This window comes from Pseudomonas sp. MS19 (genome assembly GCF_013277615.1).
In the GTDB taxonomy this organism is placed as follows: domain Bacteria; phylum Pseudomonadota; class Gammaproteobacteria; order Pseudomonadales; family Pseudomonadaceae; genus Aquipseudomonas; species Aquipseudomonas marincola.
In genome coordinates this window covers 145655-165816 of the sequence record NZ_VBTO01000014.1, presented here as the reverse complement: position 1 = coordinate 165816, position 20162 = coordinate 145655, and the positions used below count along the sequence as shown (strand labels likewise).

At 52.2% G+C, this 20162-nt stretch carries 19 protein-coding genes and 2 other RNA genes; 10 read left to right on the top strand and 11 right to left on the bottom strand.

Annotation, left to right across the window (positions count from 1 at the left end):
* The first annotated feature begins 292 nt into the window (after nucleotides 1-292).
* Nucleotides 293-1117, top strand: a complete 825-nt coding sequence (zipA, locus tag FEZ62_RS16530) for a cell division protein ZipA (RefSeq protein ID WP_090508538.1) — start codon at nucleotides 293-295, stop codon at nucleotides 1115-1117.
* Nucleotides 1118-1224: 107 nt separating this feature from the next.
* The gene (ligA, locus tag FEZ62_RS16525) at nucleotides 1225-3588 is read left to right on the top strand and encodes an NAD-dependent DNA ligase LigA (RefSeq protein WP_172929006.1); all 2364 of its coding nucleotides are present in this window, start codon (nucleotides 1225-1227) and stop codon (nucleotides 3586-3588) included.
* 108 nt (nucleotides 3589-3696) lie between these two features.
* On the opposite strand, the gene FEZ62_RS16520 is transcribed toward ligA, so the two are convergent.
* Complete coding sequence (locus tag FEZ62_RS16520) at nucleotides 3697-3975, bottom strand: HU family DNA-binding protein (RefSeq protein ID WP_069898783.1); 279 nt, start codon at nucleotides 3973-3975, stop codon at nucleotides 3697-3699.
* A gap of 332 nt (nucleotides 3976-4307) precedes the next feature.
* Between FEZ62_RS16520 and ffs (FEZ62_RS16515) the strand changes: the two genes are divergently transcribed.
* From ffs (FEZ62_RS16515) to drt4, 3 genes are all read left to right on the top strand, one after another.
* An RNA gene (ffs, locus tag FEZ62_RS16515) (signal recognition particle sRNA small type) lies at nucleotides 4308-4404 on the top strand.
* A gap of 900 nt (nucleotides 4405-5304) precedes the next feature.
* Nucleotides 5305-6138 (top strand): hypothetical protein, encoded by an 834-nt coding sequence (locus FEZ62_RS16510; protein ID WP_172929004.1) that lies wholly within the window; start codon nucleotides 5305-5307, stop codon nucleotides 6136-6138.
* Nucleotide 6139: 1 nt separating this feature from the next.
* The gene (gene drt4, locus FEZ62_RS16505) at nucleotides 6140-7816 is read left to right on the top strand and encodes an antiviral reverse transcriptase Drt4 (RefSeq protein WP_345940455.1); all 1677 of its coding nucleotides are present in this window, start codon (nucleotides 6140-6142) and stop codon (nucleotides 7814-7816) included.
* 240 nt (nucleotides 7817-8056) lie between these two features.
* Here the strand turns inward: drt4 and FEZ62_RS16500 are convergent, their stop codons facing one another.
* Nucleotides 8057-8620, bottom strand: a complete 564-nt coding sequence (locus tag FEZ62_RS16500; protein ID WP_172929000.1) for a recombinase family protein — start codon at nucleotides 8618-8620, stop codon at nucleotides 8057-8059.
* A gap of 263 nt (nucleotides 8621-8883) precedes the next feature.
* On the opposite strand from FEZ62_RS16500, the gene FEZ62_RS16495 reads away from it, so the two are divergent.
* From FEZ62_RS16495 to FEZ62_RS16485, 3 genes are all read left to right on the top strand, one after another.
* Nucleotides 8884-9444: a Panacea domain-containing protein gene (locus tag FEZ62_RS16495; RefSeq protein ID WP_242454980.1), complete on the top strand. Its 561-nt coding sequence runs from the start codon at nucleotides 8884-8886 to the stop codon at nucleotides 9442-9444.
* A 1-nt stretch (nucleotide 9445) separates the two neighbouring features.
* On the top strand, nucleotides 9446-9862 hold the full coding sequence (locus tag FEZ62_RS16490) for a hypothetical protein (protein ID WP_172928998.1): 417 nt from the start codon (nucleotides 9446-9448) through the stop codon (nucleotides 9860-9862).
* Nucleotides 9863-10107: 245 nt separating this feature from the next.
* Nucleotides 10108-10443 carry a hypothetical protein gene (locus FEZ62_RS16485; protein ID WP_172928995.1) on the top strand — a complete coding sequence of 112 codons (336 nt, stop codon included), beginning with the start codon at nucleotides 10108-10110 and terminating at the stop codon, nucleotides 10441-10443.
* Nucleotides 10444-10500: 57 nt separating this feature from the next.
* On the opposite strand, the gene FEZ62_RS16480 is transcribed toward FEZ62_RS16485, so the two are convergent.
* The 4 genes from FEZ62_RS16480 to FEZ62_RS20940 all read right to left on the bottom strand — a co-directional run bounded on the left by FEZ62_RS16480 (nucleotide 10501) and on the right by FEZ62_RS20940 (nucleotide 14713).
* Nucleotides 10501-10653, bottom strand: coding sequence for a helix-turn-helix transcriptional regulator (locus tag FEZ62_RS16480; protein ID WP_172929078.1), 153 nt, complete (start codon nucleotides 10651-10653; stop codon nucleotides 10501-10503).
* 740 nt (nucleotides 10654-11393) lie between these two features.
* On the bottom strand, nucleotides 11394-12959 hold the full coding sequence (locus tag FEZ62_RS16475) for a hypothetical protein (RefSeq protein WP_172928993.1): 1566 nt from the start codon (nucleotides 12957-12959) through the stop codon (nucleotides 11394-11396).
* Nucleotides 12960-13399: 440 nt separating this feature from the next.
* Nucleotides 13400-14041: a site-specific integrase gene (locus FEZ62_RS20945; protein ID WP_345940453.1), complete on the bottom strand. Its 642-nt coding sequence runs from the start codon at nucleotides 14039-14041 to the stop codon at nucleotides 13400-13402.
* A 24-nt stretch (nucleotides 14042-14065) separates the two neighbouring features.
* Nucleotides 14066-14713 carry a hypothetical protein gene (locus FEZ62_RS20940; RefSeq protein WP_345940452.1) on the bottom strand — a complete coding sequence of 216 codons (648 nt, stop codon included), beginning with the start codon at nucleotides 14711-14713 and terminating at the stop codon, nucleotides 14066-14068.
* 141 nt (nucleotides 14714-14854) lie between these two features.
* On the opposite strand from FEZ62_RS20940, the gene ffs (FEZ62_RS16465) reads away from it, so the two are divergent.
* Nucleotides 14855-14951, top strand: an RNA gene (gene ffs, locus FEZ62_RS16465) — signal recognition particle sRNA small type.
* A gap of 136 nt (nucleotides 14952-15087) precedes the next feature.
* Here ffs (FEZ62_RS16465) and FEZ62_RS16460 read toward each other — a convergent pair.
* On the bottom strand, nucleotides 15088-15855 hold the full coding sequence (locus FEZ62_RS16460) for a class III extradiol ring-cleavage dioxygenase (RefSeq protein ID WP_172928990.1): 768 nt from the start codon (nucleotides 15853-15855) through the stop codon (nucleotides 15088-15090).
* 169 nt (nucleotides 15856-16024) lie between these two features.
* Between FEZ62_RS16460 and FEZ62_RS16455 the strand changes: the two genes are divergently transcribed.
* Nucleotides 16025-16693, top strand: coding sequence for a thiopurine S-methyltransferase (locus tag FEZ62_RS16455; RefSeq protein ID WP_172928988.1), 669 nt, complete (start codon nucleotides 16025-16027; stop codon nucleotides 16691-16693).
* Nucleotides 16694-16881: 188 nt separating this feature from the next.
* Here the strand turns inward: FEZ62_RS16455 and FEZ62_RS16450 are convergent, their stop codons facing one another.
* The 4 genes from FEZ62_RS16450 to FEZ62_RS16435 form a co-directional block, all read right to left on the bottom strand.
* Complete coding sequence (locus FEZ62_RS16450; RefSeq protein WP_172928986.1) at nucleotides 16882-17268, bottom strand: transcriptional regulator; 387 nt, start codon at nucleotides 17266-17268, stop codon at nucleotides 16882-16884.
* 191 nt (nucleotides 17269-17459) lie between these two features.
* Entirely contained in the window at nucleotides 17460-18332 is an 873-nt protein-coding gene (htpX, locus tag FEZ62_RS16445) for a protease HtpX (protein WP_069898778.1), read from the bottom strand.
* An 88-nt stretch (nucleotides 18333-18420) separates the two neighbouring features.
* Nucleotides 18421-18873, bottom strand: coding sequence for a hypothetical protein (locus FEZ62_RS16440; RefSeq protein ID WP_172928984.1), 453 nt, complete (start codon nucleotides 18871-18873; stop codon nucleotides 18421-18423).
* Nucleotides 18874-18941: 68 nt separating this feature from the next.
* A complete protein-coding gene (locus tag FEZ62_RS16435; protein WP_069898774.1) occupies nucleotides 18942-20153 on the bottom strand; it encodes a pyridoxal phosphate-dependent aminotransferase in 1212 nt (403 codons plus the stop codon).
* Between the last annotated feature and the right edge of the window lie 9 nt (nucleotides 20154-20162).

Sequence of the window (20162 nt, the reverse complement as noted above, 5' to 3'; positions counted from 1 at the left end):
CGCGGAGCTGAGAAAACAATCTCGAAATGCACAATTACAACTTGTAGACTGTGCTTTATTGATTGTTACTCAAGTTCTTCGCAGAACAGGCGTGTCAGTGACTGTTTTACGCTTGGGGCAGTGTAAAGTTACCGTTCGTCGTGATAGCTTATTGCCCACTTTTGTTACAGGTAGAAGTCACCCGCCAGAATTTAGAGCCTTAAGTGCATTTGGCAGTACAAATAGAGTGTCGGAAGCCTGGGTTTTTCGGCTTCATTTTTATTTTTAATTTTTTTAGGGGTCAGGGTATTTCATGGAATTCGGTCTGCGCGAGTGGCTGATAGTCATCGGCATCATTGTGATCGCTGGTATCTTGTTCGACGGCTGGCGGCGCATGCGCGGCGGCAAGGGCAAGTTGAAGTTCAAACTTGATCGCAGTGCTGCCAATCTCCCGGATGATGACAGCGACCCGGATTTGCTGAGCCCGCCACGCGTGCTTAGCCCTGCCGAGCACAAAGAGCCTTCGTTCGACGAGACCGATTTGCCGTCGATGAGTGCGCGCGACTCTGGCCGCCGTCCTTCCAAAGAGCCGCAACAGGGTGACCTGAACCTTAATCTCGACCTCGATGAGCCGGTTTCGAGCAAACCTGAAAAGGCTGGAAAAATCGCCGAGCCTGCCAAGCCCGAAAAGGAGCAGGCACCGGTCGACGAAGTGCTGGTTATCAACGTAATCGCGCGTGACAGTGATGGCTTCAAAGGCCCGGCGCTGCTGCAGAATATTCTTGAAAGTGGCCTGCGCTTTGGCGAGATGGACATTTTCCACCGCCACGAAAGCATGGCAGGCAATGGCGAAGTGCTGTTCTCCATGGCCAATGCATTGAAGCCGGGTACTTTTGATCTCGACGATATCGAGGGTTTCAGCACCCGCGCCGTGAGTTTCTTCCTCGGCTTGCCAGGCCCGCGTCACCCCAAGCAGGCTTTTGATGTGATGGTGGCGGCCGCGCGCAAACTGGCGCACGAGCTGAACGGCGAGTTGAAAGACGATCAGCGCAGTGTCATGACCGCGCAAACCATCGAGCATTATCGTCAGCGGATTGTCGAGTTCGAGCGCCGTCAGATGACAGGCAAGCTAAAGTAAGCACAGCATCCAGAGTTAAGGTTTGCTTTTAGCGCCGCTGCAAGCAAACAGTTAATGACCAGAAAAAGAGCAGCTGCGGCTGCTCTTTTCGTTTCCGAGACATTGTTATGAGTGAAGTTGCCCAGCGCATTCTTGAACTTCGTGCCGAACTTGATCAGCACAATTACCGCTACCACGTACTTGATGAGCCGAGCATTCCGGATGCAGAGTACGACCGTCTGTTCAAAGAGTTGAAGCAACTTGAAACCGATAACCCGCACCTGATTACGCCGGACTCGCCCACACAGCGAGTCGGCAGCCTGGCGCTGACAGCCTTTGACGAAGTCAAACACGAAGTGCCAATGCTCAGCCTCGGCAACGCCTTTGAAGAAGCGGACATGCTCAGCTTCGACAGGCGAGTGCGTGAAGGGCTGGATTTGCCCGCCGGCGATTTGTTCGGTGGCGGCGCGGAGGTTGAATACAGCTGCGAGCCCAAGCTCGACGGTTTGGCGGTGAGTTTGTTGTACCGCGACGGCCTGCTGGTGCGCGGCGCTACGCGTGGCGACGGCAGCACGGGTGAAGACATCAGCGTCAATGTGCGCACCATCCGGAATGTGCCGTTAAAGCTGCAGGGCGAGGGCTGGCCTGCGGTTCTTGAAGTGCGCGGCGAAGTGTTCATGTCCAAGGCCGGTTTTGAGGCGCTTAACGAGCGCCAACTCGCGCTGGGCGGCAAGACATTTGCCAACCCTCGCAATGCGGCGGCTGGCAGCTTGCGCCAGCTCGACTCCAAGATCACCGCCGCGCGTCCGCTGGAATTCTGCTGTTACGGCATTGGGCAGGTTGAGGGCGAGCTGCCACAAACCCATATCGGCATTTTGCAGACGCTCAAAGACTGGGGCATGCCGATCAGCCGCGAGCTGAAACTGGCCAAGGGCATCGATCAGTGCCTGGCGTATTACCGGGATATCGGCGAGCGACGCGAGTCGTTGGCGTATGAGATAGACGGCGTGGTGTTCAAGGTCAACAGCCTGGCCAGTCAGCGCGAGCTGGGATTCCGGGCGCGTGAACCACGTTGGGCGATTGCCCATAAGTTCCCGGCAATGGAAGAGCTGACCGAGCTTTTGGATGTTGAGTTTCAGGTTGGCCGCACGGGAGCAGTCACCCCGGTGGCGCGCCTCAAGCCGGTGAAAGTGGCCGGCGTTACGGTGTCCAACGCCACGCTGCACAATATGGATGAAGTGGCGCGTCTGGGATTGATGATCGGCGATACTGTGATCATCCGCCGCGCCGGCGATGTAATCCCGCAAGTGGTTCAGGTGGTGACTGAGCGTCGCCCCGCCGATGCGCGTGCGGTGAGCATCCCCGAGAATTGTCCGGTGTGCGGCTCGCATGTCGAGCGCACCCAACTGGTCAAGCGCAGCAAGGGCAAGGAATCGTTTGTCGAAGGTTCGATCTATCGCTGCGTCGGCCGTCTGGCCTGCGCGGCCCAGCTCAAGCAGGCGATTATTCATTTCGTCTCGCGCCGTGCCATGGATATTGAAGGGCTGGGCGAGAAGAGCGTCGAGCAATTGGTCGATGAAGGGCTGGTGCGCTCGCCCGCTGATCTCTACACATTGACATTCGATCAGGTGGTGCAGCTTGAGGGGTTTGCCGAGCTGTCGAGCAAGAACCTGCTCGCAGCAATTGCCGACAGCCGCAAGCCGACGCTCGCACGCTTTATCTATGCGCTGGGTATTCCTGATGTAGGCGAAGAGACCGCCAAGCTGCTGGCGCGCGCGCTGGGCTCGCTTGAGCGCATCCAGCGGGCGTTGCCGGAAGTGCTGACTTATCTGCCAGATGTCGGTCTGGAAGTGGCGCACGAAATACACAGCTTCTTTATCGATCCGCATAACCGTCAGGTAATTGCCGATTTGCTCGAGCGCGGCCTGCAATTGCAGGAAGAGGGCGAGTTGCATCCTGAGTTTGCTGCCTGCACCACGCTCGCCGGCTTTATCGACAAGCTCAATATTGCCTCCATCGCGGCAACCGGCGCTGAAAGGCTGGCTGCTCGATTCCAGTCACTTGAGGGGATTATCCAGGCTGACTGGCTGGATTTGCGCCAAGTCGAACGCCTAAACGAAAAGGCAGCCCGCTCGCTGCGTGATTTCTTCGATGATCCGGCGAATGCTGAGCGGGCACTGGCGATTGAGGCGCAACTGCGTGATTTCGGCATGCACTGGCAAAGTGAGAAGAAGCAGGTCGAGGGTTTACCTTTAGCCGGGCAAACCTGGGTGCTGACCGGCAGCCTGGAAATCATGAGCCGCGATGTGGCCAAGGAAAAGCTCGAAGGGCTGGGCGCCAAGGTGGCCGGTTCAGTGTCTGCCAAAACCACCTGCGTGGTAGCAGGGCCCGGGGCTGGCTCCAAGCTGGCGAAGGCAACTGAGTTGGGCGTGGCCGTGCTGGACGAGGCGCAGTTTATTCAGCGCCTGGCAGGTTACGGTATCGAGGTTTAAAGCAGGCTCTGCACAGGGCGTGCGAGCCGGTGGGTGGCTGCGGGTTATCCAGATGTGATAACCCGCTTGCTGCTTGCGCCTAAAGGCGGGCAGTCAGCCTTTGGCGGATCAGTTGATCGCGTCAGTCAGAGCCTTGGCGGGTACATACTTAACAACTTTCTTCGCTGCAATTTCGATCGCCTTGCCCGTTTGCGGGTTGCGGCCGGTGCGTGCAGGGCGCTCGGTGACCTTGAGCTTGCCGATACCTGGCAGGGTGATTTCATCGCCGTTTTCGAGGGCATCGCTGACGATTTCGCTGAGCTGTTCAAGTGCCGCGCGAACAGTCGCCTTCGGGGTGTCGATGGCTTCTGCAATGTCGCTGATCAACTGATCTTTAGTCATGGCCATGCTGTTGCTCCTTGTAGAGATGGGCTGCGCATCTAGCGCTGTTGCAGGTTACTGCGTTTTGCCGCCAATGGCACTGCTTGTGGCGTGTGCCAGGCGTGCAAGACGCTTATGTGACTCGCACGCTTGCAGGAAATTCCCCGAAGGCTGGGAAGATTAAGCGGGCAAAATGTCACAGCAAGCTTAGTGCACACGCCGCTTTGCGCTTTGATTGTGATCAATATCCTCAGCGCTTGCGCCTGATTTGCAGGCTAAGTGATTGAGAAGGTTGTAACTTTAGCTCAAGCCGGTACAATGGCGGCGCTCGCTGCAAGGCGGGCGCGTTATGGTGGCCCTACCGGTCCCTCCGCAACGATTACCCGTGAACCTGGTCAGATCCGGAAGGAAGCAGCCACAGCGGGAACATTGTGTGCCGGGGTGTGGCTGGTAGGGCTGCCTCCAGTCTATAAGTCCTTGATTTCGCAGGGATTTATCAGTCAAAAAATGCAGAGTGGTCCAGGGTTTTGGTACACCGAAGTGGTGCGCCGTAGCTGGGTATCCTAATTCTCTTAGCATTTCTCGCCAAGCCTATGTTCGACTACCCCAGGTAGAACGAATCGATCACGGTTCGGCACTGCCCCGCAGTAAGCAGACCTCCATTCCCTTGAATGTCGACATCCAATGTCACCCATCAATGTGCGTCAGTCCATGCTAATGGGAGTATTAACGTCCAATCTTTGCGTGATTCAGACTTTTGTTCGCTTACCTATTGGTCAAGTCGTGGGCTATCCAACTTGGATGACGTCGTAGGTCTGGATGGCATGGGTGTGGTGCGCTGAAAGGTGCCGGTTTTCTGGTAATGCGTTGCATTGCAACCTGGCTCGTTTTTGACGGGCTCAATACTACCTAGAATTCAAAGCTAACCGGGCGAGCACTCATTCCACTAGTTGCCGATTTAGGTACCATCGGATTGTTGGCCCCCGGTAGGGTGGGGGTGCCCGATTTCATCGCCCGTTACACAGTCGATATGCTCGCAAAAATGGCCTTTCCCGTGTTCCTGTAGCTGTTTCCCGCAGCGATATAGGATCGTATTGTCCCATCTTCAATCGTTTTGCTACGGCCCGTGTAGGCGCTTTCTCCTTGGCCTTATCCGAGGGGTGGAGAATTTATCCTAGGCCAGTCCATACCTGAGCCGCACCACAGCTGACCAAACGGTTAAATTGCGTACTGGCATATCGCCGCTAAATTTCTGCTGGTAGTCTGACTTCAGAAGGGATGCGGGCCTGTGGCTAGAACCATCCTGTTACTGGAATGGCTGTAACGCTTTGGCGTTCATTTGGCGAGGATGGCTGGATGGAAACGGTTACCTACGTACCGGATGGTACGGATTGCACTGTCACCCTGTACCAGCAAGACCCCGAAAAATATCGGGGCAACATTGCATGCGATGACTGCGAAGAAAAGTCATGGTTCGTCAAAGGATTTTCTACCGAGAAATACGACCGTGTTGCGTGTTTTGCGGCACACCATGCTGATGAGTGTGGCAACAAGGTCACACTAATTGCCGATGATGACGGCGAACCTTCTTCAGGCGATCCAGCCACCATCCATATTGATCTCGACAAGCAGCGTAAGCAGTCGATTGACGTAACTGCGCCAGCACCGAAGCCCGGTAAAGAATCTCGTTGGGGAACGACCAGAACGTATTCTAGTGTTGGTGATTACCCCGAAAACAAATCGCTGCGGCAGATACTCACTAGTTTATGGCGTAACCCTGATTACCCTGAAGATGACGCAACTGTGAAGATGGTTGCGGATGGCGGGCGTATCGTTCTTCAAGGTGTGCTTGGTGAGCATTTAGTTGCACAGAGGGATATTGCAAACGCACCTCTTGGCGAAGCTAGAATTTTCTGGGGGCGAATTAACAACGTAAACAGAAGCAATGGCGGGCTATGGCTGAATTGCGGTGATTACAAAACTGAGCCAAGTATTCTAATCGACGATGAAGACCTAGAGGACGATCTTATGGAAGATTTTCGTCTGAAAGATGTTGAGGACCTTCAAGGCGCTGACTTCATTGTCGTCGGTGTCCCATTTAAGGCTAAAAATGGGAAGTTATATATTAAATTTGGATTTACCAAGTATATAGCTTTTAGGAAGTATAAGTTAAAAGCTCTTATTGATTGATGTGTTCTCTTTTTTCGGCTTGGGGGTGGGTGTGATATCGTTTAATGAAGGTCGTCACTTGTATGAGGCTCTTACTCGGTTTAACTATTTTCCTAATCAAAAGAATGTTGTTGGGGAAATGCCACCGATCTTCTCAACGGTAACATTTACTCCTGAAATTGCCGAGAAGATAATTGTGTCAGGCGCGCTCAAGAAACGTAAGCTTGGTTTTGATTATGTTTCATACTCAGTTACCCGGCACAATAATATTCCAAGAACCCTTGGGTTGATGCATCCAGTTGCTGCTGCTCACTTAGCTAAGGTTGTTAGTGATAATTGGGAAGATATAAAATATATCAAAGGTAATGAGCTTAGTATGATTCGTCCGGAGCAGCACACTGATGGGCGAATAATGATAATGAATTATGAAGACCCCGATACTAAAACAATTCGGGCGTTAGAGGATAGCTTTGGTAAAGCATTTCGGGTTGATGCGGATATTTCAAATTGTTTTGGCAGTATATATACGCACTCTATTCCGTGGGCCGTCGTGGGTTTTGATGAGTCCAAGGCTAAGCTAAAAGGTGGGAAAGGTAATGATCGGGAGCGGCATTGGTCGGATGAACTTGATTATTTTCAGCGTAGTGCAAGACGAAATGAAACACAGGGAATTCCAATAGGTCCAGGCGTATCTAGTATTGTTGTTGAGCTGATACTTGGGCGGGTGGATAAAATGCTTGTCGATTCTGGGTATTGCTTTAGGCGATATATTGATGACTATATTGCATTTTGCTCTACGCATGAAGAAGCTCAGGATTTTATCCGTATACTAGGTGTGGAGCTTGCAAAGTATAAACTTGGATTAAATTTGCAAAAAACAAAAATCACGAAACTTCCGGAACCATTATCTGATGGTTGGGTTTCTCAATTGGGTGCAGTTACACCAAGTACAATAGTTTCTGATAGCTTTAGTCGTCGTAAACTTCTGACTTTTGAAGTGATCACGTATTTAGATTTTGCCGTGCGTCTCAATAAGGAAACACCAGACGGAAGTGTTCTTAAATACGCTATTGCAACTGTTGTGCATAGCTTGGATAGTTCTGCTGTGAAGTCCGTTTTTCTGTATGTGTTTAATCTTGCTTGGCACTATCCTGTTCTTATACCTTATCTCGGATTGGTTGTTCGTGGCACGGATGTGGATGTTTCAGAGTATGAAAGATATTTTAATGATTTGATTGTGGTGAATGCGAAAAGTCGGCGTTCGGATGGAATGGTTTGGTCGTTATATTATCTTATTGAGTATGGTTTGAGCGTCTCGCCAGATGCGGTGCAGGGTATTATTGATTCAGCTGATTGTGTTGCATTGGTTTGTCTATTAAAGTTGCAGCCGGATAACGAGCTTCTTAAAAATTTTGTTGATGATATTTTAGGGGCAAGTGAATACGTGATTGATCAATATTGGCTTCTGCTTTATCAGTATTATTTGGTCGGTAAGATTGATAATCCATATAAAGATGATGTGTTCTCATTATTGCGTGATTATGATGTTGATTTTCTCAAAGGTGATGCAAGAGCAACCTTGGCTGAACAATATTGTGATTATCTGAGTAACCCATTTGCAGAGAAGGAAATGGTGTTCGAGGAATTTGATGTCTTCGTTGAGTCGGCTCGAAAGGAGAGGGCAGTTGCGCACGCATGAAATACGTGGTGCGCGAATTATTTTCGATAAGCCTTAGACGTTGATGGAAATAACAATACTTAACGCCGGGTCCCTCGCAACTAGTTGGGCATTTAGGTATCATCGATTTGATAATCCTCCCCCTCCGTCCATCATTAAAGCCCTACGGTGCATTGTTTCAAATGACTGGCGTTCAGTCGGGGGAGGGCTAGCTGGAAGTGAAAAAGCCCCATCAGGGGCCTTGTAGAAGGTTACAGCAGGTTATTTTGTCCAAAGCCGTTTCACGGTGGACAGGCTCACATTGAGCTGTGCTGCAACAACAGATTGCGATAATCCTTCGACCTTTAGTTTCTGCACATCTTCTATAGATGCAGCCATTGGACGGCCTAGTTTCGTCCCTGCTACTTTTGTCCGTTGTAACCCTGCCTGTGTACGTTCGATCAACAGATCGCGCTCAAATTGAGCGACAGCGGCCAATACGCCCATGGTCATCTTGCCGGCTGCGCTGGTCAGATCGACACCACCCAACGCCAAACAATGAACCCGGATTCCTTTGCCTTCCAGCAGTTCAACCGTGGATTGAACATCAATGGCGTTTCGGCCAAGTCTGTCTAGCTTGGTCACAACCAACACGTCACCGGATTCCATACGTTCTAGCAACTTGTTAAAACCAGCGCGTTGGCTGGTGCTGATACTGCCGCTGATCGTTTCTTCAATTGCCCGTTGCGGTTGCAGATCGAACCCAGCTGCTTTGATTTCCTGAATTTGGTTCTCGGTGGTTTGGCCAGCGGTACTTACGCGGCAATAAGCAAAGGTACGGGACATGGCGATGGCCTTGGTGGCAAAAACGTAGTGTCATTATGATTGATGGTGCCAAAACTGCAATCCCTATTTTATGGCACCTTCTGGGGGACGTTTTGGTGTGGGGTCAAAAACGGACGTTTTTGAACATGGAAGCATTGGCAGACAGATGCGACTCGGCAACCTAGTGGGCGCGATAAAACTGACGCCGCTGTCAACGGAGCCAAATATTTGTCGCTGTTCTTGGTCTAAAGAAATGGAATCGGGAGATTACAGTAGGCTATTCTATGAGCATGCTAATTCAACACGAACGTGAAAAACTGATCGAAGCAGTGAAGTTTTTTGCGCAAAATACAAAGAAGCTGGGAAAGACAAAGCTGTTTAAGCTTTTGTATTTTCTAGACTTTACTCATTTTCGTGACACGGGTCGCCCAGTCACGGGCCTAAAGTATTTCGCGTGGCCGATGGGGCCGGTGCCTACAAAACTATTTGAAGAGTTAGAGCGTCCGAGCACGGACTGGGAGGGCAACTGCTTATTTAAGCTTGTTGCTACCCAGAAGGGGAATATGCTCACCGTTAATACGTTGAGTAAATTTGACCCAGCACATTTCTCCAAGCGCGAATTACGCATTTTGCAGGAGCTGGCCGTTCAGTTTAAGGATGCCGATGCGGAGCAGATGGTAGAGCAAACCCATCTGGAGAATCTCCCCTGGCACCAAGTCTACGAAGTTCAGGGGCGCAGACAGGAACATATTCCCTATGCGATGGCTGTGCGGAAACAAGAAGAGGAAGCGTTGTTGACGCTGATCAATGATCGGGCTGAAATGATTGGTGCACTAAGGAAGTAGAGTGAAACCTGGGACGATATTTTTCCATAAGGATTTTATGTTTGCCGATGGCACAACCAAAAATAAGTATTTGGTTGTATTAGGTAACATCGATAGTGGAGTTGTCCTCGCTGCAAAAACCACTTCAAAAGGTCATAATTTTCGTAATGACTTTGGCTGCCAGAGTGCCAATAGATTTCCAGCTTTCTTTCTCCCTGCTAAATCCTGCTGCTTACCGCTTTCAACTTGGATATGCCTGGGTGACTTCTACGAGCTGGAAATTTCCAAACTGAACACTGGTGTTGTTTCAGGTGATGTTTACCAGTTTGGCCATCTAGGCGACCCGCTCACACGTACCGTGCAGTTTTGTGCAAAAGGTTGCGACGACATCAGTTCTCATCAAGAGGCAATGATTGACGGAAGCCTGGCACCAAAATAGACGTTGGCGCTATCTCAATACCTGACGCGGACTGACAGTAACATCCCGCATTGTTTTCCAATTTCCGGCCAGGATGGCCGCTTCCAGAAAGGATTCTGCATGCGATATTTTAATTATCTGCTGATCATTTTGGCATCAGCCTTGGCTGCTACATATTCAGTTCTTTGGCTAACCAAGCCATCCTCTCTCGAAAACACAACTATTCCACCGCTGATCTTCAAGCAAGATCAAGGCGAGCTGACCATATGGGGTGGTGGAAGACGGTTGATGGTTATCAGAGCCCTGGCACCAATGCCGTCGAAATCCGTTGTAGTCGTGACCGCAACACATGCAACGAGGCTGTCGCGACGATCCTGCACCACACCACCGGCGAAGACATCGAAGCTCAGGTATTCAGCTACCGGGTTATTCGATGGGATGACGCTAGCATTGAAGTCGTTGCCGAACGTGCGATTGGGTTATGCCTGGAACGGCGACTGGCCATTTCTTTGACAGAAAAGACGGCAGCCCTAAACTGGACTCCGCCGACCGGCTGCGAAGCTGACAAAGGCCGAGCCGTGTTGGTCGGTGATCCGTTGTAATCCGACGATCAATTTAGATAGGCATAAAGCCAAAAAAGCCCGCAGATGCAGGCTTTTCTATAGATCAGCGAATAAGTCGGAAAGGGATACGCAGAGAGCGTCAGCCAAAACCTTGATCGCGTCGAGATTTGGGTTGGCCGCGCCGGTTTCGATTCGCGACATATAGGTACGTGTAAAGCCGCAGTGATCCGCAAAGGCTTCCTGAGTCAGGCCGGTCCATGGGTTCTACAGAGGGATGGTACTTGGAAACCAGACGGTGCCCTGACGAGTATGGAATTCGTGGCCTTGTATAACATCGGTCAGGAATTTTTCTTGTCTTGCAGTCATACACTTCCGGGGCAGTTGAGAGACTGCCTAGCTTTCCCGGGAGTGGTAATAAAACCCTACTAAAATAAAAACCCGCGTATTAGCGGGTTTTTAATAGAACGGCATACCGAAATTTCCAGAATCTTCCGCTAAGACGGCATCCGGAGTTTCGCCGAAGGCGACTAATACTGCTGGGGACTTGATGTTCCAGTCGGATTACAACTATTCGTTGTAGTGGATACAGATTGGGTTTTGATCATTTACGAATGAATCCCCATAGGTTGCAGTGCGAGCAAGCGAGCGCTGCTTGTGTAAGCCCGGTACGGGCGAGCACAACCCATAGTTAGCCCTAACACTACTGACGTGTCTAGAAAGACCATTACGGTTTGGTGTGTTGGTTTTTACGAGCGATGCCGAAGGCAGAGCCGTGACGGTTCTAGTTGGTGAATAACCTATACAGTTCATGTGTGCTGCGCAACACCATGCCTGCGGCATGCTGTGATCTTCATGGTTCTTTATGGACTGTTAATAACCTAAAGACCATGAAGTATCAAAAACAACCATATCGCTAAGGATATCTCTTAGGGGTATGACCGATTTTGTGATGCCGTTTGACGCCCCGCATGAAGCGGGGCTATGCCAAGTTATACAAGGAACTTTTCAAGATTTTCTGTTGACCAAGTATGCGGTTTACAGAAAAAATCCTTTGTCCAACGACGTGCTGTGGTTTCGGAAGCCCCCCATGTCACCATGATGTGTTTGTTAACGGCTGAGCGTTTAACCCGCATGCGAGCGATCTTTTGAATGAAGTCTTTGATTTCTGCTTTTTGATGTGCGGTTAGATTAGACCTGCCGTCTTCTTTTTCAGCTGGGGTCAGTGCCAAGCGATCATCGATTACAGCATTCCGCATATAGGTATTTTTCAAATACGCTGCGACTTCAGAATCCTGGACATACAGAGATACTGGTGTCGTATTTTCCGGGTTTCGGATTGCCGTCCGTGTTGCTGCTTGAAGGCTAGCTTCTAGCTTGTTCTTGACGAGCCAGGCATCAATCAATGACTTGAGGTCGATACCGTGTTGCTCTCCGATCCTTTTGAGGCTTTCCCTGTCATGCGGGCTTGGCAACCCTCCGAACAGCAGGATGGCTGCGGTGCTATCCATGTAATTATTCAGTCCACGGCTGTCAATTTGGCAGACTTTGGCATCTGATTTAGGATAATCGTGGTTAAGGTCGAAGTTATGCCAGCTGTTCAGGAAAATCAGCGGCTTCTTCAATGGGCAATCCCACATCGCAGCGGCCAATGCCTTATCAATATTTTGGTGGTTGTAAAGTCCAATATGGCTCTGGTGACTATTTCCGGCGCTATCTTCGAGCGCTTTGGTTTTCGACCAGCGGCCTTTAATCAGAGGATAAATATGAATGTTACAGGTGTAATTAAACTCGCAAGGTGTGAGTTGGGATTTTTTGTATTCGTATCCGCGTTTTTTGGCAAATAGATCAAACAAACCGCCATCGATGTTGGCCGCAAGAATGTGGGTTTCTTTGGCGTTCTCGATATGCTCGAAAAGATTTTTCTCTACCACGGTGTGGATGTTGTATTTGCTTTCACTTCCGTCCTGCGGTTTTACTTTGTTCATATATGCAAGGTTGCCATTTAGGATGGTGGTGTAAACCTTGCTTTCCAGAGGTGAAAGGGTTGATCCAAGTTTCTGATTCGTCAGTGCGGCTTTATAGGTATAAACGCGATTCTTGATTGCAGTAATCTGTCCATTTTTGATCTTCAGATGGCGGCCGTGACTCGTCGTGTTGTCGATAATGCGTTGTGCTTCTGGCTCGCTGAGGGTGTAGTGGTTGAGCTCAAGGACTTCTGGAACTTCGTCAATCACAAGGATGTAACCACGCAGGAGCTTCGGATCGGCAAGTTGAATGCCTTCGTGAGTGGAGATGATCAAATTCTCACAACCACTCCACAGAAGCTTGCCGAGTGCTTTGGTTACGGATTCTTTTGCGCATTGCTCGCTATTAACGATCTTTGGCATCAATCCGGCTTGGTGCATGCGTTGTACGATGTCATCGCTAAGCTTCAAGGTGGGAAGTGCAAGAATGATCTTTTCACCACGTTTGATGTATTCGGGAAGCGTGTTGATCAGAGTTTGAGTTTTACCAGCGCCCGGCGCTGCGATAGCTTTATGGATGATTTTAGTCATCAAGATTTACCTTTTTAAGGTTGAGTTTGACCCGCTGATAGAGATGGTTGTTTATCGCTTTCAGATGTTGGGCCGTGTTTGATGAACTAAAGTTACCATGCGGCACGCTGATTCTAAACAAACCAGGATGAAAAATTCTTCTCGATAAGAGTGTTAAATAATTTGCATGTAGAGGTGTTTTTGTTTGTATCAAATAAATATTTGATTAAATCGCTATGGCGGTGTTTTTGTTGGTGTTGTGGTGTGGTGTTTATTATTTGTTTTTTAATTTAGTTAAATCATTGGGGCGATTTGCTTGGGTTGGATAGACTCACGCAATTGCCCCTTTTCTTTAACTGTTGGGTAGTAATCCGGCAGTTTTATAGTCTTTGGTGGGCTACATGCCTTAAAAGCCGGCGCTTTGCGCAAAATGTCTGTAGGAGCGCAACTGGTATGGGGGCTTACTGGGTGATATGGAGGTCCAACCCTGTGATGGCATTCAGCATTGCTTCCAGTGGTATTCGGCTTCCATACACGCCAAACGTCATCGAACCGTCTACATGGCCCACCAAGCGCTTCAACAGCGAGTCTTGTACCCCTGCATCGCGTAAGTCATCGATGAATGTATGCCTGAAGCTATGGAAGGTTTTTCGGGGGTCACATACACCGTGTTTATATCTATAGCGACCAAACCACTTGCTTGGCGCATGCCCGAGTTGGTCACGTCTCGCTTCTAGGTCTGGAAAGAGTCGGTGAGCCTCGGACAACCTGACGTTTTCGACGTAGCTCAGAAAGCCCAACTGGATCAGCTCGGGGTGAATCGGTAGTACTCGACGACTGCTTTCATTTTTGAGTTTCTGTTCTTTATGGGTGTCGTCTATGCGGATGCAAGGTGTCCCTTGCAAAGTGATGATGTCATCAGTGAACAGTTGGCATAGCTCTTCAAGCCTTGCACCAGTGGCACGTCCAAGCAGGGGAAGCCAGTATCGCCAAGCATGTTTCTGTGCTTCTCGTTTCAAGGCCGTGAGATTCAACACCTTGCCCAAATCAGCACGGTCAAAAGACAACCGGGCATCTTTGGCAATGCCAGCTTTCACCTTCATGCCAGACAAGGGGTTAGTTTTGATTTACCCGTTGTTTTGGCACCAAGTTAAGAAGGCTGAAAGCTTGCGCAGCCGGTTGTTTACGGTGACTGGCGAGATAGCTTTGTACTGTTGTGCCGAATCGACAACTTGCCGCAGAGTCATGCCGTTGAACTCCGGTCGTAAACCAAAATACTGTGGGCACCGGGTCAGTCGTTCTTTGAACGTCCTTGCTTCTGAAATACCGAATGCCGTGATGGGCATGTCACCCATCAATTCAAAGAAATCGCGCAAAGCCCGTTCAACTTCCAGCTGACTGACCGTTCTCCAGACTCCACCACGACGACCTTCTGCCAGATAAAGCTTCGATAAGGCACCCAGGGTCTTGGTGGTTCTGGGCGGGCTTCCAGGGCCTTCTATGGGATGATCGGAAACAGTCGTACGGGTGGTGGCGGTAGGGTCGGTTTCGGTCAGCCATGACGCACACAGGGCGCGTAATTGGACTGATTCGGTCAGCGGGTGGCTGCTTATAAAGGTGTGAATGCGGTAGGCGATTGAACCGGCCAGGAATAGGGCGGTTTTGCGATCTTTTACACCTAAACTCAAGCGCAGAGTGGACCGGTGTGGATCAAAGTGTTTGGGAAGCCGCAAATTCAGGTAGTAGACGGCTTTGCGACGAGTTATGTAGGCCAAAGTGGTACACCGAAGTGGTACAGCAGAGTGGTCAAATCTGGCCACCCCCACATTTTTTGTCAGTTCCAGCACCCGCTTTGGTGTTGGTTAACGTAAAGAAGACAATTCCAGTTTCACCCTGTAAGCCCGGATTTAGAAGGCTTTACGTCCCCTCGCAACGATCAGCCGTGAACCCGGTCAGGCCTGGAAGGGAGCAGCCGCAGCGGTGACATTGTGTGCCGAGGTGTGGCTGGTAGGGACGCCTCCAATAACGCCAGCTGTAATCGGCTCCCAGCAACTGGGAAGCCCAACGCAATAACTCCTTATTGAATCCCCTTGGTATCCCGCGACTTGAATAATCGACTGTTAACGTCGATGTATTGGCGTGCGCGTATTCAGGCAAAGCTGTAAATATCCATTGCCAGTGATCCCAGAGTAAAACCGCTGTGTTCAACGGTGAAGGTATCGCCCGCACCCCGTGCGAAGTACAGCGGCAGCAAGTGCTCATCGGTCGGGTGATTGCGTGTGGCGTGCGGGGCGAGTTGGCGGTAGTTGAGCTGCGCCGCTTCATCGCCGGCGGCCAATGCTGCCACTATCCAGTCGCGAAATGCTTGCGCCCAGGGTGCGCTCACTTCGGGTTCTGCATATCTGTCGAGTTCATACAGGTTATGGGTGATGCTGCCTGAGCCGATCAGCAGGATGTTTTGTTCGCGCAACGGCCGCAGCGCCTTGCCGATACGTTGCTGAAATTCAGGGCCCTGTTTGACCGGCAGTGAAATTTGCACAACCGGGATATCGGCCTGCGGATACATCAGTGACAACGGCACCCAAGTGCCATGGTCGAATGGTCGTTGTTCATCTGCTTGTGCAGGCAGGCCGCTGGTATTGAGCATTTGCAGGATTTTGCCGGCAAGTTCAGGGCTGCCTGGCGCCGGGTATTGAACTTGATGCAGGACGGGCGGAAAGCCCGAGAAGTCGTGCCAGGTTTCGGGATGTGCGGCGCTGCTGACGCGCAGGTCGTGGCTGGCCCAATGCGCCGACATCAGCACAATCGCGTCTGGCCGCGGCAGCGCATCGGCGAGTCGGCGCAATGCAACGCCGCTAGCGCCCGGATCGAGGGCGAGCATGGGCGATCCGTGAGAAATGTACAGGCTCGGTTGCATACGTGCTCCTCAGTGATAGGCGCGATTTTCTATCGATAAAGTCGGCAACTCAAATGGGTTTATTTGACTAAATCGATCAGAAAACTGGATGCTTGACCGGCAGGTATTCGGTGGCTTGGCGCATGAGTCCAATTTGCGGCACCATGCAGCCAACTACCGAGGAGTGATTATGCAAGCTGAATTCTGGCAACAGCGCTGGGCGCGCAACGAAATCGGTTTTCACGCCAAGCAGGTTAACGACTATTTGCAGCGCTTTTGGCAAACCCTGCAATTTACCGACGCCGGAGCAGACGGCTCGCAAATTCTGGTGCCACTGTGCGGCAAGAGCCTGGACATGGCCTGGTTGGCTGCACGGGGGCATAAGGTTCTCGGCGTAGAGTTGGCCGAGACAGCGGCGCAGGCGTTCTTTGCCGAGCAACAACTGACGCCGGGCATTCGCCAAGAAGGTGCCTTCACGGTTTACAGCGCCGGCCCGGTAGAGATTTATTGCGGGGACTTCTTTGCCCTGACGGCTGAGCAGGTTAGCGCTTGCGTTGGGTTTTACGACCGCGCCGCGTTGATCGCGTTACCCCCCGAAATGCGCCAGCGTTATGCCGCTCACTTGCTGAGTATTTTGCCGGCAGCCGCCCAGGGACTGTTGGTGACGCTTGAATATGATCAGGCGCAGATGGACGGCCCGCCGTTCGCGGTGAATCCTGAAGAAGTTAAGGCTTTGTATAGCGCAGGCTGGCAGCTTGAGACGCTAGAGGTGGCCGATGTCATGGGGTTGAACTGGCGCTTTGCTGAGCGCGGCCTGACGGCGCTTGATGAGCGGGTTTACCGGCTGCTGAAAGACTGACGTTACTGATGGTATGACGAATCACCCCGCGACTGGTCATTTGGTCCTGCGTGGGGTGGCGCGAGATCGAGTCAGCGCCCGGGCCGCCACATGGCGACCAGTCACGCTTAGAGCACACGGAGAAAGCCCGGCTTTCCCGCCAATACGATTGCTCCGTCATTAAGGCTGAAATACGAGCGGGCGACTCATCAACGACTTGCCATTGGGGCTGTTGCGGGCAGGGAGTCGAACACTTCAGGTACCAGCGCGGCCTTGCCTTTGGCGTCGAGTTGTTCGCGGGCTTGCTGATTGCCAAGCATGTTTAGCAGGCGTTGGCCGCGATCGGTAAGCACGAAGTTTTCGCCGTTACCGCCGCGCTCTTCGGGCCGTGGTGCAATGAAGTCCGCTTTCAGCAGTAAGGCTTCGTAATCGCAGGCGAGTTTTTTCAGGTCATCCAGATTGGGCTTGGCGGTGCTGATCGTGCTTTTCTGATGTGCCAGTTGTTCAGCGTATTCGCGGGGCTTGAACGACTCGCCGCCACTGCTCTGGGCATGGCGGAGTAAGTTTTCAATCAGATCCCAATTGTATCCGGTCATGGTTTTGCTCCTGTTCAGGGCCGTTTTCGGCTTACAAAGGAGGCTGTAGCCACACGGCTGCAGTTATTAAAATTGACCGGGTTTTCTGGCGCGGGTTCAACGTCTGCTGAACACGCATCGGGCAGGGCTGGCTATCGGGCAATAAAAAAGGCGACCTGTGTGGTCGCCTTTTTCGGTTGCTGCGGTGCGTTTTAGCGACGCTGGCGCAGGGCTTCGATGCGCACTTCCAGCGGCGGGTGGCTCATCAGCAGACCGGCGAGGCCGTTCTTCAGGCCGCCGTTGATGCCGAACGCGGCCAGAGTGCTTGGCATCTCGACAGGCACGTTCTGCTCAGAGCGCAGGCGCTGCAGGGCTGCGATCATGGAGTCGGTGCTGGCGAGGCGGGCACCGGCTTCATCAGCCTTGAATTCACGCTTACGCGAGAACCACATGACGATGATGCTGGCCAGAATGCCGAGTACCAGTTCCGCGAAGATGGTCGCAACAAAGTAGCCAATACCCGGGCCGCCTTCGTTTTTCAGAATGGCTTTGTCGACAAAGTTACCGAAGATCCGCGCAAAGAACATCACGAAGGTGTTCACCACGCCCTGAATCAGCGCCAGCGTGACCATGTCGCCATTGGCAACGTGGCCGATTTCGTGGGCCAGAACGGCTTTCACTTCATCGGGCGAGAAGCGCTCCAGCAGGCCCTGACTTACGGCGACCAATGCGTCGTTCTTGTTCCAGCCGGTGGCGAATGCGTTCGACTCGTAAGCGGGGAAAATACCCACTTCCGGCATTTTGATACCGGCATCGCGCGACAGCTCTTCAACGGTCTGCAACAGCCATTGCTCATGGCGTGTGCGCGGTTGAGTGATGATCTGCGTGCCTGTGCTCATCTTCGCCATCCACTTGGAGATGAACAGCGAAACCAGCGAACCTGCAAAGCCGAAGACGGCACAGAACGCGAGCAGGCTGCCGTAGTTCTGTCCGGTGTAACGATCAACGCCCAGCAGCTTCAGCGTGACGCTGGCGACTAACAACACCGCCATGTTGGTGGCTAGGAACAGGAAAATGCGTTTCATGGTTTGAAACAACTCCTCAACGGGAAAAGGCTACTGAATACAGGGCTATATAAGGGGGCGCATCGAACACTTCAACTCGGCGACTATTTCAAACTGTGTCGTGCTCGACGGGCGCGGCATTGGCGAAGAGTAGACGGCTGAGTCGGACAATACGTTCACTGTGTTGTTGACTCACCGCGTCACGAAGCTGATAGGCCAGTGTCGCCTGGGTACGGCGCACGCTGGGCGGCAGTGCCGGCTCATTACTGACCACGTGTGGCACGCTGCGGGTGAGATTCAAAAAGCCCCGCTCGGTGAGCACGGCTTGATCCATAGCGTCGTAGCTGATGGTGTTTTCGTAGCGGATAAAGCCTTCATCCGCCAGCCACAGCATGGTGCTCAGGCAGCCCAGATGGCGCTTGCTCGGCAAGCCGTATTCATCAGGTTCTTCGCGGCCGATCAGGTCTTCGACATACACCGCAATCTTGCGCGGAAAGGCCTGATACAGCATCAGCAAGGTGGCGGCGGCGTCTTTGTAGAAATCGTCGATGTGTAAATCCATGGGCCCAACTTGAGACGTCATCACTTACAAAAAAGCCCGGTCGCAGAGTCTGCCACCGGGCTTGAGGATTACTGCTTATAGCTTTTCAGGAAGTTGCCGATCCGGCCGATTGCCATTTCCAGCTCATCGACACGGGGCAGGGTGACGACGCGGAAATGATCCGGCCACGGCCAGTTGAACGCGGTGCCCTGAACCACCAGCAGTTTTTCGGAGAGCAGCAGATCGAGCACGAATTTTTCATCGTTATGGATCGGGCAGACTTTCGGATCAATTTTCGGGAATGCGTACAGCGCGCCCATCGGTTTTACGCAGCTGACGCCGGGAATATCGTTGAGCAATTCCCAGGTGCGGTTGCGTTGTTCCAGCAGCCGGCCGTTCGGCAGCACCAGATCATTGATGCTCTGATAGCCGCCCAGTGCGGTCTGGATCGCGTGCTGGCTCGGCACGTTGGCACAAAGGCGCATGTTGGCCAGAATATCGATGCCTTCGATGTAGCTTTGCGCGCGGTGTTTCGGGCCGCTGATGGCCACCCAGCCAGAGCGGAAACCGGCAATGCGGTAAGACTTCGACAGGCCGTTGAAGGTCAGGCAAAGCACGTCGGGCGCCAGCGAAGCGGTGCAGATGTGCTGGGCCTGATCGTAGAGAATCTTGTCGTAGATTTCGTCCGAGAAGATCACCAGATTGTGCTGGCGCGCCAACTCGACGATGTCCGCGAGCACTTCTTTGGAGTACACCGCGCCCGTCGGGTTGTTCGGGTTGATCAGCACCAATGCCTTGGTGTTCGGCGTGATCTTGGCGCGCATGTCGGCGATGTCCGGGAACCAGCCAGCTTGCTCGTCGCACAGATAATGCACGGGCTTGCCGCCCGAAAGCGCCACCGAGGCTGTCCAGAGCGGATAGTCGGGCGCCGGGATCAGGACTTCATCGCCATTGTTGAGGAGCGCCTGCATGGCCATCACGATCAGTTCGGAAACGCCGTTGCCGAGGTAGATGTCCTCGATGCCGATGCCTTCGACGTTTTTCTGCTGGTAGTACTGCATGACCGCTTTACGGGCGCTGAACAAGCCTTTCGAATCGCTGTAACCCTGCGCTGTCGGCAGGTTGCGGATCACGTCCTGCAAAATTTCTTCCGGCGCTTCGAAACCGAAGGGGGCCGGGTTGCCGATGTTCAGCTTGAGAATACGCTGGCCTTCTTCTTCCAGACGCTTGGCGTGCTTGAGGACGGGACCGCGAATGTCATAACAGACGTTGGCAAGCTTGTTCGATTTGCTGAACTGCATGTGAACCGA

Coding starts and splice junctions, on each gene's coding strand:
- ligA (WP_172929006.1), top strand. CDS start 1,225: ATGAGTGAAGTTGCCCAGCGCATTCTTGAACTTCGTGCCGAACTTGAT.
- FEZ62_RS16485 (WP_172928995.1), top strand. CDS start 10,108: ATGGGGTGGTGGAAGACGGTTGATGGTTATCAGAGCCCTGGCACCAAT.
- FEZ62_RS16450 (WP_172928986.1), bottom strand. CDS start 17,268: ATGACCGGATACAATTGGGATCTGATTGAAAACTTACTCCGCCATGCC.
- FEZ62_RS16435 (WP_069898774.1), bottom strand. CDS start 20,153: ATGCAGTTCAGCAAATCGAACAAGCTTGCCAACGTCTGTTATGACATT.
- FEZ62_RS16500 (WP_172929000.1), bottom strand. CDS start 8,620: ATGTCCCGTACCTTTGCTTATTGCCGCGTAAGTACCGCTGGCCAAACC.
- FEZ62_RS20945 (WP_345940453.1), bottom strand. CDS start 14,041: ATGAAGGTGAAAGCTGGCATTGCCAAAGATGCCCGGTTGTCTTTTGAC.
- FEZ62_RS16440 (WP_172928984.1), bottom strand. CDS start 18,873: ATGGATTTACACATCGACGATTTCTACAAAGACGCCGCCGCCACCTTG.
- FEZ62_RS16510 (WP_172929004.1), top strand. CDS start 5,305: ATGGAAACGGTTACCTACGTACCGGATGGTACGGATTGCACTGTCACC.
- FEZ62_RS16460 (WP_172928990.1), bottom strand. CDS start 15,855: ATGCAACCGAGCCTGTACATTTCTCACGGATCGCCCATGCTCGCCCTC.
- FEZ62_RS16495 (WP_242454980.1), top strand. CDS start 8,884: ATGAGCATGCTAATTCAACACGAACGTGAAAAACTGATCGAAGCAGTG.
- FEZ62_RS16520 (WP_069898783.1), bottom strand. CDS start 3,975: ATGGCCATGACTAAAGATCAGTTGATCAGCGACATTGCAGAAGCCATC.
- zipA (WP_090508538.1), top strand. CDS start 293: ATGGAATTCGGTCTGCGCGAGTGGCTGATAGTCATCGGCATCATTGTG.
- FEZ62_RS16455 (WP_172928988.1), top strand. CDS start 16,025: ATGCAAGCTGAATTCTGGCAACAGCGCTGGGCGCGCAACGAAATCGGT.
- FEZ62_RS16475 (WP_172928993.1), bottom strand. CDS start 12,959: ATGACTAAAATCATCCATAAAGCTATCGCAGCGCCGGGCGCTGGTAAA.
- htpX (WP_069898778.1), bottom strand. CDS start 18,332: ATGAAACGCATTTTCCTGTTCCTAGCCACCAACATGGCGGTGTTGTTA.